The 15350-nt window shown below is 42.6% G+C and carries 17 protein-coding genes; 7 read left to right on the top strand and 10 right to left on the bottom strand.

What is annotated here, in order from left to right; all coding sequences use genetic code 11:
* Positions 1-44: 44 nt before the first annotated feature.
* From ACQKL6_RS14240 to ACQKL6_RS14205, 8 genes are all read right to left on the bottom strand, one after another.
* Positions 45-620, bottom strand: a complete 576-nt coding sequence (locus tag ACQKL6_RS14240) for a TetR/AcrR family transcriptional regulator (protein WP_402958917.1) — start codon at positions 618-620, stop codon at positions 45-47.
* A gap of 201 nt (positions 621-821) precedes the next feature.
* Complete coding sequence (locus ACQKL6_RS14235; protein ID WP_427651324.1) at positions 822-1103, bottom strand: late competence development ComFB family protein; 282 nt, start codon at positions 1101-1103, stop codon at positions 822-824.
* Positions 1104-1148: 45 nt separating this feature from the next.
* Positions 1149-1904 carry a flagellar motor protein MotB gene (gene motB / locus ACQKL6_RS14230; RefSeq protein WP_402958915.1) on the bottom strand — a complete coding sequence of 252 codons (756 nt, stop codon included), beginning with the start codon at positions 1902-1904 and terminating at the stop codon, positions 1149-1151.
* Entirely contained in the window at positions 1897-2688 is a 792-nt protein-coding gene (motA, locus tag ACQKL6_RS14225; RefSeq protein ID WP_402871803.1) for a flagellar motor stator protein MotA, read from the bottom strand. Before motA ends, motB begins: the two co-directional genes overlap by 8 nt.
* A 251-nt stretch (positions 2689-2939) precedes the next feature.
* Complete coding sequence (locus ACQKL6_RS14220) at positions 2940-3146, bottom strand: hypothetical protein (RefSeq protein WP_427651322.1); 207 nt, start codon at positions 3144-3146, stop codon at positions 2940-2942.
* 151 nt (positions 3147-3297) lie between these two features.
* Positions 3298-4071: a YibE/F family protein gene (locus tag ACQKL6_RS14215; protein WP_427651320.1), complete on the bottom strand. Its 774-nt coding sequence runs from the start codon at positions 4069-4071 to the stop codon at positions 3298-3300.
* The gene (locus ACQKL6_RS14210) at positions 4068-5207 is read right to left on the bottom strand and encodes a YibE/F family protein (protein WP_427651319.1); all 1140 of its coding nucleotides are present in this window, start codon (positions 5205-5207) and stop codon (positions 4068-4070) included. Before ACQKL6_RS14210 ends, ACQKL6_RS14215 begins: the two co-directional genes overlap by 4 nt.
* Positions 5208-5384: 177 nt before the next feature.
* Positions 5385-6440, bottom strand: coding sequence for an AbrB family transcriptional regulator (locus tag ACQKL6_RS14205; protein WP_427651318.1), 1056 nt, complete (start codon positions 6438-6440; stop codon positions 5385-5387).
* A gap of 173 nt (positions 6441-6613) precedes the next feature.
* Between ACQKL6_RS14205 and ACQKL6_RS14200 the strand changes: the two genes are divergently transcribed.
* The 7 genes from ACQKL6_RS14200 (at position 6614) to ACQKL6_RS14170 (ending at position 13311) form a co-directional block, all read left to right on the top strand.
* Entirely contained in the window at positions 6614-7870 is a 1257-nt protein-coding gene (locus ACQKL6_RS14200; protein ID WP_427651316.1) for an MDR family MFS transporter, read from the top strand.
* 87 nt (positions 7871-7957) lie between these two features.
* Positions 7958-8965: a rod-share determining protein MreBH gene (mreBH, locus tag ACQKL6_RS14195; RefSeq protein ID WP_402871816.1), complete on the top strand. Its 1008-nt coding sequence runs from the start codon at positions 7958-7960 to the stop codon at positions 8963-8965.
* A gap of 125 nt (positions 8966-9090) precedes the next feature.
* Entirely contained in the window at positions 9091-9768 is a 678-nt protein-coding gene (locus tag ACQKL6_RS14190; RefSeq protein ID WP_427651315.1) for a hypothetical protein, read from the top strand.
* 79 nt (positions 9769-9847) lie between these two features.
* Complete coding sequence (locus tag ACQKL6_RS14185; RefSeq protein WP_402958900.1) at positions 9848-10411, top strand: tyrosine-type recombinase/integrase; 564 nt, start codon at positions 9848-9850, stop codon at positions 10409-10411.
* Between the two features lie 51 nt (positions 10412-10462).
* Positions 10463-10960, top strand: coding sequence for a cation:proton antiporter regulatory subunit (locus ACQKL6_RS14180; protein ID WP_402871825.1), 498 nt, complete (start codon positions 10463-10465; stop codon positions 10958-10960).
* 6 nt (positions 10961-10966) lie between these two features.
* Entirely contained in the window at positions 10967-12190 is a 1224-nt protein-coding gene (locus tag ACQKL6_RS14175; protein ID WP_402871828.1) for a cation:proton antiporter, read from the top strand.
* Positions 12191-12444: 254 nt separating this feature from the next.
* Entirely contained in the window at positions 12445-13311 is an 867-nt protein-coding gene (locus ACQKL6_RS14170) for a YihY/virulence factor BrkB family protein (RefSeq protein ID WP_402871831.1), read from the top strand.
* Positions 13312-13357: 46 nt separating this feature from the next.
* On the opposite strand, the gene ACQKL6_RS14165 is transcribed toward ACQKL6_RS14170, so the two are convergent.
* Positions 13358-14332 carry a FecCD family ABC transporter permease gene (locus ACQKL6_RS14165; protein ID WP_402872311.1) on the bottom strand — a complete coding sequence of 325 codons (975 nt, stop codon included), beginning with the start codon at positions 14330-14332 and terminating at the stop codon, positions 13358-13360.
* A gap of 19 nt (positions 14333-14351) precedes the next feature.
* Positions 14352-15350 carry a FecCD family ABC transporter permease gene (locus ACQKL6_RS14160; protein ID WP_427651314.1) on the bottom strand — a complete coding sequence of 333 codons (999 nt, stop codon included), beginning with the start codon at positions 15348-15350 and terminating at the stop codon, positions 14352-14354.

Raw genomic sequence — 15350 nt, 5'->3', positions numbered from 1 at the left:
TTATTTTTTGGTACGTTCGTTCCAAAAAGCTTAAAAAAGAAAGACTATAGGTCTTCAATAGTCTTATCCACTAAATTATAGGCTAGATTTTTTTCTTTTTTATACTTGGACATTAAATTAATACTATGATTTAAACTTAATAAAGAATATGCCACTAATTCAGAGTTTGCTTCTTGTGAAATTTCTCCATTGTCTTTTCCTTTTTCAATAACTTGCTTAAATACTTTTTCAAGTTCATTAAAATCATATATAAGTATTTTTTCTATGGAAGGATCAATGTGTCCAATAAGCAATGAAGAATTAGTTATAATACAACTTTTAGGAATGTCATCTGAATAGCATTTTTCAATATGTTGATAAAAAAAAGATTTAAGTGATACTTTTGTGTTTATTCCATTAAAAAGTAAATCTCTCTTTCGAGAGCCAAAGTTTTTATAATGCTCTAAAACGAGTTTAAATAGTTCATCTTTATCACCAAAACTAGTATAGAGAGTAGACCGACTTATTCCCATTGTTTCAATAAGATCTGAGATATATGTAGCGTCATAACCTTTTTCCCAAAATAAATACATAGCTTTATCTAAGGCATGTTCTTTGTTAAAACTAATATTTCTACCCAATTTATAACACCTCCGTTCATGTAGTTTAGTATAAAGATTTCGGAATGATGAGTCCAGAGAAATTTATCTTGAAATCAAGTCTTCCGTTAAAGGGCGCAATTGTGGAAGAAGGCCCACTTTTCTCCATAGCAACAACCTTTGAGAAAACAGCCTAAATAAAAAAAGAGATAAGAGTCTTGATCTCTTATCACGTATTGTCGTCTATAGTTGGTGCTTCGGGTATTTGCCCACCACATGAATCGCACTGATAATTCTCTTGTTGATCCATTTCCTGTTTTCTTCCGTATTCAACCTGTCGAATACGATTCTCCGCCCTTCATCCGTCGTTACGTAATAAGTGGGAAGGGCGTTCAACGAAATGGTGATGATATCATTCTTGCATTTATTACATGGACAAAATGTTTGATAATCCGTACCGGCCATTAGTATCTGGACCCAAGCGACTACGATTTCTTCCATCACATTAGTAAATTCTCTTTCCATAAAAACTCCTTCGTAAAGAAAAACCTGTCCATTCCAGACAGGTTCTCACTCATTTATCGGGGTACGTGGAACGATCAAAATCTCAACCCGTCGATTTTTAGCCCGGCCTTGTGCCGTCTTATTGGATGCGACCGGCTTGAATTCCCCGTAGCCTTTAGCACTGAACATCTCAGGATCCAAATTCGTATTCTCAAGGAGCAGCTTCATGAAGTTCACTGCACGCATGACGCTTAAATCCCAATTCGAATCATAGCGATACGTCTTAATGGGAACATTGTCGGTGTGGCCGCTTATGACAATGCCCCGAGGCAAGTCCATAACAAGCAGACTCGAAATCTCTTTGGCAATTCTGCGATCTTCAATTCTCACTTCCGATACTCCCGATTCAAACAGCACATTATCCCTGATGGAAATCAACATGCCTTCATCCGTAAGGTTCGTATCAAGCTCGTCCACTAAATCATTTTCCTGAATATAGGCATTAACCCGTTTCTGTACTTCCATAAGTTGTTGTTCCTCGCTCTTACCCTGCCCCTTCGTCCCTTTAATCCCTGTCATTTGTTCAGGGGACGTGGGATTATTACTGGGGGAGTCACTCGGGTATTCCATGAATCCCGTTCCGCTCGTGAACACTTGGTTAAACACATTGGACAATTGTTGGAATTTGACTGCATCCACCGAACTTGATGCAAATAGAACGATGAAAAGAGCCAGAAGCAGCGTCAATATATCCGCATAGGGGACCAACCAAGACTCATCAATATGTTCGTCATGCTTTTGTTTCTTTTTCCGCCTAGCCATCTTCTCTCACATCGCCTTCTAACCACTTTTTACGATCTCCAGCAGGCAAATAAGATGTTAGTTTTTGTTCAATCGTCCTTGGCGCTTCTCCTTCGATGATCGACAAAATCCCTTCAATCATCATTTCCTTGATGCGGACTTCCTGTTGCGATTTCCGTTTCAGCTTATTCGCAAAGGGATGCCATAACACATATCCTGTGTAAATCCCCATAAGGGTCGCAACGAAAGCGGCAGATATCGCGTGCCCCAATGCCTCGCTATCAGCCATGTTCCCCAATGCCGCAATCAGCCCGATAACAGCACCCAATACGCCAAGCGTCGGGGCATAGGTGCCTGCCTGGCTAAAGATGGCGGCTCCACTGTGGTGACGTTCTTCCATTGCCTCTATTTCTTCAGCCAATATATCTCGAATATAATCAGCACTCTGACCTTCCACTGCAAGGTTCAACCCATTTTTCAAAAAGGTGTTATCCACCTGATCCGATATGGTTTCCAAGGCCAATAACCCTTCTTTCCTGGCGATGACCGCCCATTCGGAAAAGGTTTTAATCAATTCTTCAGGCTTTGTCAGCTTTTGTTCAAGGAAAAGGATCTTCAATATTTTTGGCAATCTTTTCAATTCAGATAAAGGAAAAGCCGTTACAACCGCAGCCACTGTCCCCACAATGATAATCATGATAGCTGCCGGGTTAATCAGTGCCGTTACGCTTACGCCTTTCAGAACCATTCCCACTAAAATAGCCACTATACCAAGAACTATACCTACAACCGATGTTATATCCATCATACTCACCCATTCATATAAAATCTCGTCTGCTCCTTATATCGGATAAAGTTCGGAAAAAGTGAGGATTATTTTACTATTCCGATAGATTGAATGTAAAAATTCTATCTTTTTTCACAAAGTCTCCCTATATTCATCCTTATACAGCAACCATTCTATCGCATATTTCGCAATATAGGGACAATTTATGACAAAAAGGGAAGAAACGGTTATTTTAAACAGTCGTGTTTATCCCTTCCCTTTGGATGAGTTCACTTGTTTCTCCAAAGTTTAGGTACCCATTTGATGCCCTCCGTTCCAATGACACTTCCTACCATCCCCATTATTACGCGGGCAGAAATAATTTTGACCGCGTAATAAATCCCAGTACCCGTTATGAGATCGATGATTAAAAAGTTTTTGATGGATGAACCTTTGATGCTATAGAATACAATTTGATGTTGTTTTTTTGTAGTCAACCAATCACATACTTTCATCTTTTTTTCTATAGGTATGATGAATAAGGATTGTCATATGCCCTTTCTGGAACCGTAACAACAGCAAAAAGGCCACCCGTTGAGATTGGCGGCCTTCTCCACTCTATTCGTTTTTCATTAGGACCTTAGGGAACTACACGACCTTTACCTTCCCCCTTTTTTTCACTAAGTAGTAAGCCGTTATCCATGCCGTAATAGGAATCACAAGGGCTACACCCGTTCCCGCACAAAATATCGTGATCATTTCAGCACTGAATATTTTCGAATTGACGATTTCTCCAACAGAATAAGCTAAGTCCTTAAACCAGATAAGCAATGCCAGATAGCCACCAAAGAAAGCAAAGAACAATGTATTCGTACTGGTTCCCAGGATGTCCCTCCCAATGCTCATTCCAAATTTAAATAAATCTTTCCTGGTGCTGGATGGATGGTGGAGAAACATTTCCCGCATGGGAGACGAAATGGCCATGGCTGTGTCGATAATGGCGCCAATCGTACTCATGATAATGACTGAAACGCCTACCTTCAAAAAGTCCACACCTATATAAAGGGAAAAGATGCTAAGCTCTTCTATTTCTTCTTCACCAAACCCCTGGATCATCGCACGTTCCGTCACCACGACGATAAAGAAGAGGACGATGACAATCGTGATGATCGTAGAAACGAAGGCTGTCTTGGTCGTACTGTTTACTTCATTAATAAAGAACAAAGTGATATAACTAATCACCGTACATGCAATCAATGTGACGATATACGGATCATTATGTGGATTTTTCATAAAGAAGATGGCAAAAAGCAACACACCAAAGTTCAAGAATAAAGCAAAAAATGAACGTGCCCCTTTTTTACCACCGATCGAGATCATCAAGATAAATAATATGCCTGCTAGTAATACCAATACATTCATGTTCTTCCCTTCCTTCGATTAACGAAATAGATCGAAATATATAAACCTATCGGAATCGTTAACACGATGCCAATCCCCCCGGCAAGGGCACGGGCCAATTCTAATGATAGGTTCATGGAAAGGGTGAATCCCAACGTGGAAGCATTCTTCAAATACAAAAGAATCACGGGGATGGAACCGCTTATGTAAGCAAAAAACAAAATATTCGTCATGGTTCCCATAATATCTTTCCCTATTTCCAATCCAGAGGCTTTCAGGGCTTTTACGGATATGTCATTATTCTTTTCATACAACCCAAAGATCGAAGAAGACATGGTAATCCCTATATCCATCACAGCTCCTAACGATCCGATAAACAAGCCTGCATAAAACACCATTTTATAAGGCCTGGTGAGAAATTGCATTTCTTCATATCGGAGGCCATTTTCTCCCGTTACCCACATAGCAAGATAGGTAATGAACAACGAGGAAAAAGTCCCTATGAGCGTCGCAATGATGGCTGCGTATGTCTTTTCATTAAAACCGTTAACGAGTAAGAGGGAAAGGACCGTAAATAGTATGATCGCTATGCCGCATATCCAGACCAAACTGATGCCTGATGTACTCATATAAAAGTCCAGGGCATAGGACAACAAAACGGCATTGACCAACAAACTTATAACGGAAAGCAGCCCCTGCTTTTGACCAACGATCAGGAGGGTAAAAATAAACACCCATGCCACAATCACCACATATTTATCACGTTTGACATCTTTAATCGTTCCGGCTAATTCCGGGCCCTCTCCATCTTTTGCATCGATCGAAACGAATAAATCATTTCCAACTTTGTATTCTTGATCATAGGCACCAGATGAGGAATATTCATTCTTTAACGCGATAAGCTGTCCTTTTTCTTCTCCATTTTGCAATTGGGCTACGATACTCTGTGTAAATAGCCGATCTTCATTGAGATACATGTCATCCATTTCCGTTGTACTTTCCAGATTTGTCTTGATGACTTTGGCTATAGGGCCTTCATAGAAAGAATAATTGTGAGTCACAAAGAAAACGGAAGCGACAAAACAAAGGGCAATGATGATGTACACCCAAACTTTCTTGTAACCGATTTTTTTAACTGTATTTGCGATAATGTTCAAAAAAAAACCTCCATATATCAGGTGGCCAAAAGGAAAGCTGGCGGCAGGTTTGGCTGACTACATCCTACCTTACCAGTATGTAATTTTTTTATCTTATCATGAACACATGACGTTTACGAAATTAAAACCAATGGATGATAACTTTTTCATTGAGGCAGACGGAAAAGACGGGAGCCCTCACTCCCGCCTTTTCTGTCTTCCCTGTCTCCGATCCAGCACTTTGATGAGTGGCGACACTAAAAACAAGATGAATAAAATCCTGAATAAGTGAAAGCTTGTGACCACGGATACATCAACGGAAACAGACATGGCCGTGACCGCCATTTCTGCCACACCACCCGGGGCCATGCTTAAAAACAATTCATTGGCCGGCAAGGATAGGACTGGTGAAAAGTAAACCGCAAGATAGTAACAAAAACCGATTAGCAAAACATTACTCACGAAAACCACCGCGAACATCTTCCTGAAAAGCCGTGGATTATCGACTTTCAATGTGAATCCCAGATGGGCACCAATCAGAAGCTGGGACAAGTTCAACCAGAAGCCTGGAATATGTGGTGCCTCAGATCCTGTCAAATTGAACAGAGCCGCCGCAATGAGTGGGCCTAAAAGGAAAGGAAGTGGGAAATGAACCTTTATGGCTATGAAAATGAATAACGCCAGAGCTGCAATCAGTAGGAGTGCCAAGGTCCCGTCATAATCAAACATAAAGAACGGCCCTTTTGCCATCGTTGCCGTTGCTTCGGAATCCACAGACATGACATGGGTGACGAGCCAAGGTACGATCGATATGACGAGAATGACCCGAAGCGTCTGCATGAAGCCGACAACCGTTTCGTCACTGTCTTTCATTTCCTCGCTCAGGATCACCATCTGAGACAGGCCTCCCGGGAAGCTTCCAAGAAGCGAGGTGCTCATCGATAGGTTCATTCTTTTTCCTACGAACAAGCCTGTTACTACGGTGAACAAAATCAGCACCACCGTTGTAAAAAGCATGACGGGCAAATATTCGCTCATTTCATGTAACGATCGTTTCGTAAATGAACTGCCCAGTTGTAAGCCGAGGATGATCAGTCCTGTGCTCCTTAGCGTTCTCGACCACAACATCGAGTGTCCCCATTTGATTTTTGCGATCATCACCACAAATAACGGTCCGAGCATCCATGGTAAATAGATGCCAAGTTTGTCGAACAGGTACCCTCCTAGAAACGCCAGTAAAGCTGTGAAAGTCATTCTTAAACTCTTATGATCCGATATGAATGTCTTCAATTCCATAACCTTCTTATCTATAAAAATTCCACTTACATAGTACCATAACTTATTTGACGGAATTTATCCCTTGTCTTGTCTTCATTTCAAACTCAGAGTATGATGGGGAAAATAACAGAAAGTATGGGAATTCTACTATGCGTTTACGAGATTGGGATACGAACTTAAAGATTCGCCTTGCCGGGGAATCTGTCGTCAATATATCATTTTGGATGTTTTTTCCGTTCCTTGCGATTTACTTCTCCGAATCGTTCGGGAAAACAACCGCTGGATTACTGCTGATTTTCTCGCAGTTCTTTGCGGTTGTGGCCAATTTATTCGGGGGATATTGTGCTGATCGATTCGGAAGAAAGCGGATGATGGTCATTTCCACCTTCGGCCAAGGCATTGCCTACATATTCTTTGCATGGGCGAGCTCCCCTTGGCTGGATTCGCCCAGCATCGGGTTTATCAGCTTCACCGCCGTCAGCATATTCAGCGCCTTTTATAACCCTGCCAGCCAGGCAATGGTCGCTGATGTGATTCCAGAAAAAGACCGCAGTGGCGTCTTCGCCGTATTTTATACGTCCATCAATATTGCCGTGGTCATAGGTCCGATTTTGGGAGGGATTTTTTATGCGACCCACCGTTTCGAACTGTTAGCCCTTGCTGCCATCATCAATATCCTGTTAGGTTTCATCCTGCAAACATGGGTCAAAGAAACGGCTCTCCTATCCATTCAGGAAAAGGGATCAGGAAAAAGGGTTAACGGATTCTCTTTTTTACTGAACCAACTACGAGACTATCAAGTCATTTTCCGTGATAAGGTGTTTCTACTTTTCATCATCGCAGGCGTCTTGGTCTATCAAACGTTCATGCAGCTCGACCTTTTGTTCCCTGTCTATATTAATGAAATGGTCGTTCCGCAATCCATATTTTCGATCACACTACAGGAAGAGCAGATTTTCGGGTTCTTGCTTGCGGAAAATGGATTATTCGTGGCCCTCTTAACCATTACCGTCACGAAATGGGCATCCATGTATAAAGAAAGAAATGTATTCATCATCTCTTCTCTGATATACAGCTTTTCCATGATTTTATTTGGTGCGACCCAATGGGTTTGGGGATTATTTATCGCCATCGCCTTATTTTCCATTGCCGAGCTATTAACGGCCGGCATCCAGCAAGGATTTGTTTCGAAATTGGCCCCAGCACATATGCGTGGCCAGTATTTCGCTGCATCAAGCTTACGTTTCACCATTGGCAGGATGCTTGCCCCACTAGCCATACCGATGACAGGGTGGATTGGATATAATGGGACATTCCTCATGATCAGTATCCTTGCCGTCTTGAGTGCCGTTCTATATTTCATCATGTTTTCCCTGTATGAAAAGACTAAAGTCCAGATTCCATAATCTAACTCCATTTCCTACCCCCATAAACTTACCATTAGAGGTAGAATCATTATATAGGGGTCAAAACTCTTATGGAGGGGTGACTAGATGTTATCAAATACAGAAATTGGTATAGACTTAGGAACGGCAAATACACTCGTTTACAGTAAAAACAAAGGAATCATATTCAATGAGCCATCAGTAGTGGCCATAGATATAGTGACTAATAAAGTATTGGCAGTCGGCCTGGAAGCGAAGAATATGATTGGGAAGACACCTGGCCATATCGTCGCCATCCGCCCATTGAAAGACGGGGTCATTGCGGATTTCGATGTGACCGCACAAATGCTTAAGGAAATCATGAAAAAAGCTAGCAAGGCGATCGGCTTATCGATCCGTAAACCGAATGTGGTCGTATGTACGCCATCCGGTTCCACATCCGTTGAAAGAAGGGCCATTCAGGATGCGGTTAAAAATTGCGGAGCCAAACAGGTTCATCTGATCGAAGAGCCCGTTGCTGCTGCCATAGGAGCTGGACTTCCTGTAGAAGAACCGGTCGCGAATGTCATCGTCGACATTGGTGGCGGTACGACTGAGGTAGCGATCATCTCGTATGGTGGAGTCGTTTCATGTAATTCGGTCCGTATCGGTGGCGATCAACTGGATGAGGATATCTGTCAATATGTAAGAAAAAAACATAACATATTGATTGGGGAACGAACTGCCGAACAAATAAAAATGGAAATCGGCTACGCGCTCATCGACCATTCTCCATTGACCATGGAAGTCAGGGGGCGTGACCTCGTGACGGGTCTTCCAAAGCCCATTACGATTACGTCCTTGGAAGTTCAGGAAGCCATTCAAGAATCCTTGCTTCATATTTTAGAAGCCATCCGTTCCACGTTGGAAGAATGCCCTCCTGAATTAAGTGGGGACATCGTCGACCAAGGCGTGGTCCTTTCCGGGGGCGGAGCCTTGCTTAGCGGGATGCAAGATTGGTTGATGAAAGAACTCATCGTGCCCGTCGAGCTTGCCGATAGTCCGCTTGAATCTGTTGCCATTGGGACAGGTCGTTCACTCGAGATCATTACCAAATTACAAAAAGCCGTTTATTGATAGTATGCGAGAGGGAATCCTTATTAGGGGGTTCCCTCTTTTTCATGCCTAAAAAGCTATTTAGCCATGCCAGATATATTTCTTTTCCATTCAGTAAAGAATACATAAAAAAAGGAGGCCAGAATTTGGATACTTTTCTTTACTTCTTCTATCTAGCCGGATATGTGGCCCTTTTCATTTGGGGAATCACCCTCGCTAATAAATACGGATGGCTCTCTGCTTCCAACGTTCTCTTACTCGTGATTTTCGGGCTAATCGTGGATAACACCCTGCTCGCACTCGGACGGTATATCGGAATGGGGCACTTTCTGGAATCAATCAGCTATGCCCGCTTTTGGGGACATGCCCTCTTCACGCCCACATTAGTTCTCTTTGCTTGGGATTCCCTGAAAAAGGCCGACATCGCGTGGGCCCAAAGAAAACTTGCCAAGTATATCAGTTACGTATTGGTGATCGCCCTAATATGCTTTGAATTATTCACTGAAACGCTTGGGCTTAAACTGGAGGCCGATTGGAAGTATGGGGTTTTAAGTTATACCAGTTCAGAGCCGACGAGCGGACCGCCCATCATGGTATTGATCATCTCCCTCGTACTGATTATTTCGGGGTTCTTGATCTGGCGAAAACAAAAATGGATATGGTATTTGCTAGGTACGGTCATCATGACCATCGGTAGCGCCGTTCCTCTCCCTATCAAAAGCGATGCGTACATGAACGGATTTGAACTCATCCTCCTGATTTCACTACTTGCCACGAAGTATTTACAAGACCATGAAGGGCAACGCCAAAAAACAGAGTTTTAGTAACAAGTATCATTGGATGCAATGTAACATAACTTGTGTTATAATATAATTAAGTTACATTGGTAAGAGGAGAAGAATTATGGAATATGTAGAAGCCTTTAAGGATGTCAATGAAATCAGCAAGATCAAAAGTTACTTGCGATCTCACTCCAGCCGCGATTATTTGTTATTTGTTTTAGGAATCAATACGGGAATGAAAATCAATGAGATGTTGGAAGTGACCGTGGCAAGCGTTCTCGATGAAACGGGTAAAGTTAAAGAGTTTTATGAGCACCGCTTGGAAAATGACGAGGTCACTCAAATCTATTTGAATCAGAAAGTCCGGACAGCTTTACAAGAATACATCAAAGACTCGAAAGTGATGGAAGGCCAATTTTTGTTTTTATCACCTAAGACAAAAAAACCGATCACACGCCAACAGGCACACCGAATCATCCATGATGCCGTGGAAGGTGCCGGATTGATTGGTAAATATGGGGCCAGTTCAATGCGTAAGACATTTGGATATCACGCCTATAAGCAAGGGGTCTCCCTCGCCTTAATCCAAAAGCATTACCATCATTCTAGTCCATCCGAGACACTGAAGTACATTGGCATCTCCAAGGAGAGTAAATTCAAGACGATCATCGACGTGAATTTATAGCATATTTCTATCTTTTGTAATCTCAAACCACCATTTTAAGGAGGAATTCAAGTGAAAATTAGAGAAAGCGAACTTCCTGGTATAGGCCAGAAATTCGAGATTATCACGAGAAATGATGAAAAATTAGTGATTGTCATTCACGATGATGGCCGTAGGGAGTTATACCACTTTGATACCGATCATGAGGATGTTATTTCAAGCATCACACTCAATGATCAGGAAGCGCGTCAAATGGCGTCCATCATCGGCGGTATGATTTATAAACCACAGGCACTCGAAACAATCGAAATGTCATTAGGTGACTTGGTCATCGAATGGTTCAAAGTGGAACCAGGTTCCAAAGCGATTAACCAAACGATTGGTGACATTGACATTCGTAACAATTACAACGTGACGGTTATCGCCCATTCGAAAAAAGGGAAAAAACAACTGAATAACCCGGGTCCTGATTCAATCATTGCTGCAGGCGACACGCTGGTCATCTCTGGTGAAAGAAAAGACATCAAAAATCTGATTAGAGAATTACTGACCGACGAAAGGAGTGACTAAGTACATATGGATCACTTAGTCTTCGAAGTAGGAACGGCCCTATTATTGGTTGCAGCCGCAGCTCTTATAGCAGGGAAATTCAAAATATCGAATGTACCCATCTTAATTATCGTCGGCATGTTGGTAGGACCTCATGCCCCGCATTTTGGAATGATCGATTTACGCTTCATCGAAAGTGAAGAGATCATTGCCTTCCTCGGAAGAGTCGGTATTCTTTTCCTTCTATTCTATTTAGGACTTGAATTTTCTGTAAAAAAATTGATGAAATCCGGAAAAAACATCGTGACAGGCGGATCCATCTATATTGTCATAAACGTTGGTTTAGCGATGGCTTATGGTTTCCTCATGGGTCTTCCACTGAAAGAAGTCCTCATTTTAACCGGGATCATCAGCTTTTCATCAAGTGCCATAGTAGCCAAAGTACTTGTTGATTTAAGAAGGACCGGTAATAACGAAACGGAACTTATCCTGGGAATCATCATGTTTGAAGATATATTCCTTGCCGTTTATTTATCCGTCGTATCAGGATTGGTATTAAGCTCATCCGGTTCAGTCTGGGGAACATTATTATCTACGTTTATCGCAATCGGATATATGCTATTATTTTTCGTCATCGCTCGAAAAGCATCCGGTTTCCTCAACAAATTATTCAATATTACCTCTGATGAGATTTTCATCATTGTCGTATTCGCCTTACTGTTCTTTATCGCAGGTTTCTCTGAAACGATTCATGTTGCAGAAGCAATCGGCGCATTACTGCTCGGACTCGTCTTTTCTGAAACGGAACATAGTGACCGCATCGAAAAACTTGTCATTCCTTTCAGGGACTTCTTTGGAGCCATATTCTTCTTCAGCTTTGGATTGAGTATCGATCCGACAACGCTAGGTGGAGCAGTCTGGATGGTACTTGGAGCCGTCATCATTACCATTATCGGTAACTTCGTTGCTGGTATGATTGCTGGACGTAAATCCGGTTTGTCCCATAAAGCCTCAGCCAATATCGGCTTGACGATCGTTTCACGCGGTGAATTCTCCATCATTCTCGCAAACCTAGGCATTGCCGGCGGTTTGATGCCTATCCTAACCCCGTTTGCGGCATTATATGTGCTGACATTAGCGATTCTTGGACCAGTCCTTACGAAAGAATCCAAGCATATATATAATATCCTCAATAAAATCTTCAAATGGACGCCGCCAAAAGTCCAAAAAGAACAACAAAAAGAAGGCTAATCGAAAAAGGTCCAGACACCTACGTCTGGACCTTTTTCGATATTCTCAGAGTTACTTAGATTGATAGCCTGCTATATGTGTCTCCTTCCACCCAGTCATCCCTTCTTATTTTCCATCCCATCGACATGTTGGAAGAGATTTTCGAATAGTAAATGGGTAACTGCTTTACAATATTTCCTCTCAGGAGGGTTAAGGTACCCCATCTGAGGGAAAAGAAGCAGATAAACGAAGAAACTTTTCAGGAGTGATGCCGATTGAATAAGTCGATTGATTTTAGCAAGAAACTCATCAAGGAAGTCAAGGAGGATCGTGTCACAGGATTGGCAGCTGAACAGGCATACTATTACCTCCTCGCACTATTCCCTTTGCTCATTTTATTGCTGTCGATTTTGCCATACTTGAACATCGATACGCAAACAGCTTTGGATACGTTAAAGACATTCATGCCATCGGAAACGATGAAAACCATCGAAGAGAATATCATCAAGATATTGAATGAACGGAATGGCGGCTTGCTGACCTTTGGTATCCTTGGTACCATCTGGTCCGCTTCAAATGGAATGAATGCATTTATTCATTCGATGAACATTGCCTATGATGTGGAAGAAACGCGCAGCTTCATCAAGGCTCGCCTCATTTCCATCCTGTTAACATTAGGATTGGTCTTCGCATTTATCGTGATGCTGGTTCTTCCCGTCTTTGGGAAAGTACTCATCGATTTAATGGAACAAGTCGTGTCCCTTCCAGAAGAAACACAAAGTCTATTCAGTATATTGCGATGGGTGATCGCCGTTGCGGTTATATCTTTCGTGCTAGCCATTCTATACCGTTACGCACCGAATAAGAACTTCCCGTTCAAACACGTCATTCCGGGAGCAATTACGGCCACAATACTCTGGTTTGTCATTTCCATCGGTTTTTCCTTTTATGTCAGCAATTTCGCTAATTATTCGTCCACGTACGGCAGTTTAGGGGGCGTCATCGTTTTAATGTTATGGCTGTACCTGACCGGTTTGATCTTAATGCTCGGCGGCGAAATCAATGCGATTCTACACCGTCAAAATACCACACCTCAAAAGAAGTCTCGAACACTCGTACATCCCGTACCTTTAAAACGATAAAGAAAAAACCAGGTTCCTATAATGGAAACCTGGTTTTTTAATCCGATCAAGCTGTCTTCCTTAATAAATATAGGAAGTAAGGAGCTCCGATAATAGCGACGATGATTCCAGCTGGAATGGTTTGTTCACTATAAATGATGCGGCCTATTGTATCAGCGAAAACTAAGATGGCTGCACCAATTATGGGAGATAAGAATAAAAAGCTCTGATGCTTGGAACCGACCAACTGTTTGGCGATATGTGGAGCAATCAATCCAATGAAACTAATACTCCCAACGACCGAAACCGCTGAAGCCGCCAATGCTACCGCAATGATCAGCAAAAGGGCCCGATCCCGGTTCAGGGAAACGCCCAACCCTTTCGCCACCGTTTCATTAAGAGCGAGGAGATTCATTGCCTTTTGCTTCCAAAGTAAAAACGGTATCGCCACCAGTAGCCAGGGAAGAAGCGCTAGAATAAAGGGCCAATCGGCTCCCCATATATTCCCTGCAAGCCATTTGGAGATGAATTGGACATCCTCCTGTTTAGCGCTTGAAACCAGGATGATCATTAATCCCGATAATGCCGAGGCAAACCCGACCCCCATCAGCACGAGCTTGATCGGCTGGATACCGTTTTTCCTGTCCAACGTGAAGAGGACGATCAGCCCGGCTGTAATGATCCCACCTAAGAAACCTACTGCCGGTAACTGATAGGTATAGGAGTCTAAATTGGCGTCGACGAACAAGTAAAATAAGGTAATTGCAACCCCTGCTCCAGCATTGATACCGATAATACCAGGATCAGCCAGATCATTTTTGGTCAATGTCTGTAAAATGGCACCGGATAATGCCAGCGACATCCCTGCTAAAGTTAGGACCAGGACGCGAGGAAACCGAACGGAAAAGAGAATGAATTCCTCTTTGAATGTCCCATCCCCCAATATCGTCGGAATGATTTGAGAGATACCGACTGAGGAAGGTCCTAAGCTGATGCCGGCAAGGATACTTATGATCAGTAAAAGGGTCGTTAAGCTATACATCCATCGTACATTACTTTTTTTACGCAAAGAAAGTTCGACCTCCTTTCTTTACCAAGACCAGGAAGAATAGGAACCCGATTAATGAGACCAATGCAACAATGGGGATTTCCAATGGAGCAATTACGATTCTACTAATGAAATCTGTTAGAACCATAAAGGTTCCGCCGATTATAATCGACATCGGGATGATCAAACGGTAATCCGCCCCCACGATCTTCCGGACGATATGCGGAATGAATAAGCCCACGAACGACAAATTCCCTATCAGGGCTACTGCCGTTCCTGCTAAAACGATGACCACGAACATCAAAATCACTTTGATCTTCTTCGTCTTCTGTCCAAGCCCTTTCGCCACTTCTTCATTTAAGCTAAGGACGGTCAATGGTTTGCTATAGACAGTCGCCAACACTAAACCAAAGATGATGAAGGGGACAATGATCAAAGCATCCCATGTTGTGCTGATCAACCCTCCAGCCGTCCATGTACTGACATTTTTCGATACATTGAAAAGAATGGCTATACCACTTGAAATGGCCTGTAAAAAGAGAGAAACGGCCGCTCCCGCTAAAACGAGCTTTAGCGGAGATAAACCGTTTCTAGACGTGATACCTATTCCAAATACAAGTAGCATACCAATCATTGCACCTATAAAAGAACTGAACATAAGCATTAAGAAGGTGATTCCGGGAATGAAGGCCAATGCCAGGGTAAGAGCTAAAGTAGCACCTGAAGTCAGACCGAGTAGACCCGGATCGGCAAGAGGATTCCTTGTCATCCCTTGCATGATGGCCCCGGCAACTGCCAACGCGGCTCCCACGAAGAATGCTGCGATGACACGAGGAAGACGAATTTCTCTTAGCACATCATAATAGGGTCCACCGCTTCTTCCGATAACAGCTTCATATAAATCTTGAAAACTCGTATTTGCTGCACCATACCCTAACGCCAAGACCACGACCACCATCAAAACAACGAACGATAAAACCATTTTGCTTATAATAGAATAGGAGACTTTCAT

The organism is Peribacillus sp. NPDC097197, from assembly GCF_050278025.1.
Lineage (GTDB): Bacteria > Bacillota > Bacilli > Bacillales > DSM-1321 > Peribacillus.
The sequence above is the reverse complement of the archived record's forward strand: the minus strand, read 5'-3'. Positions and strand labels throughout refer to the sequence as shown.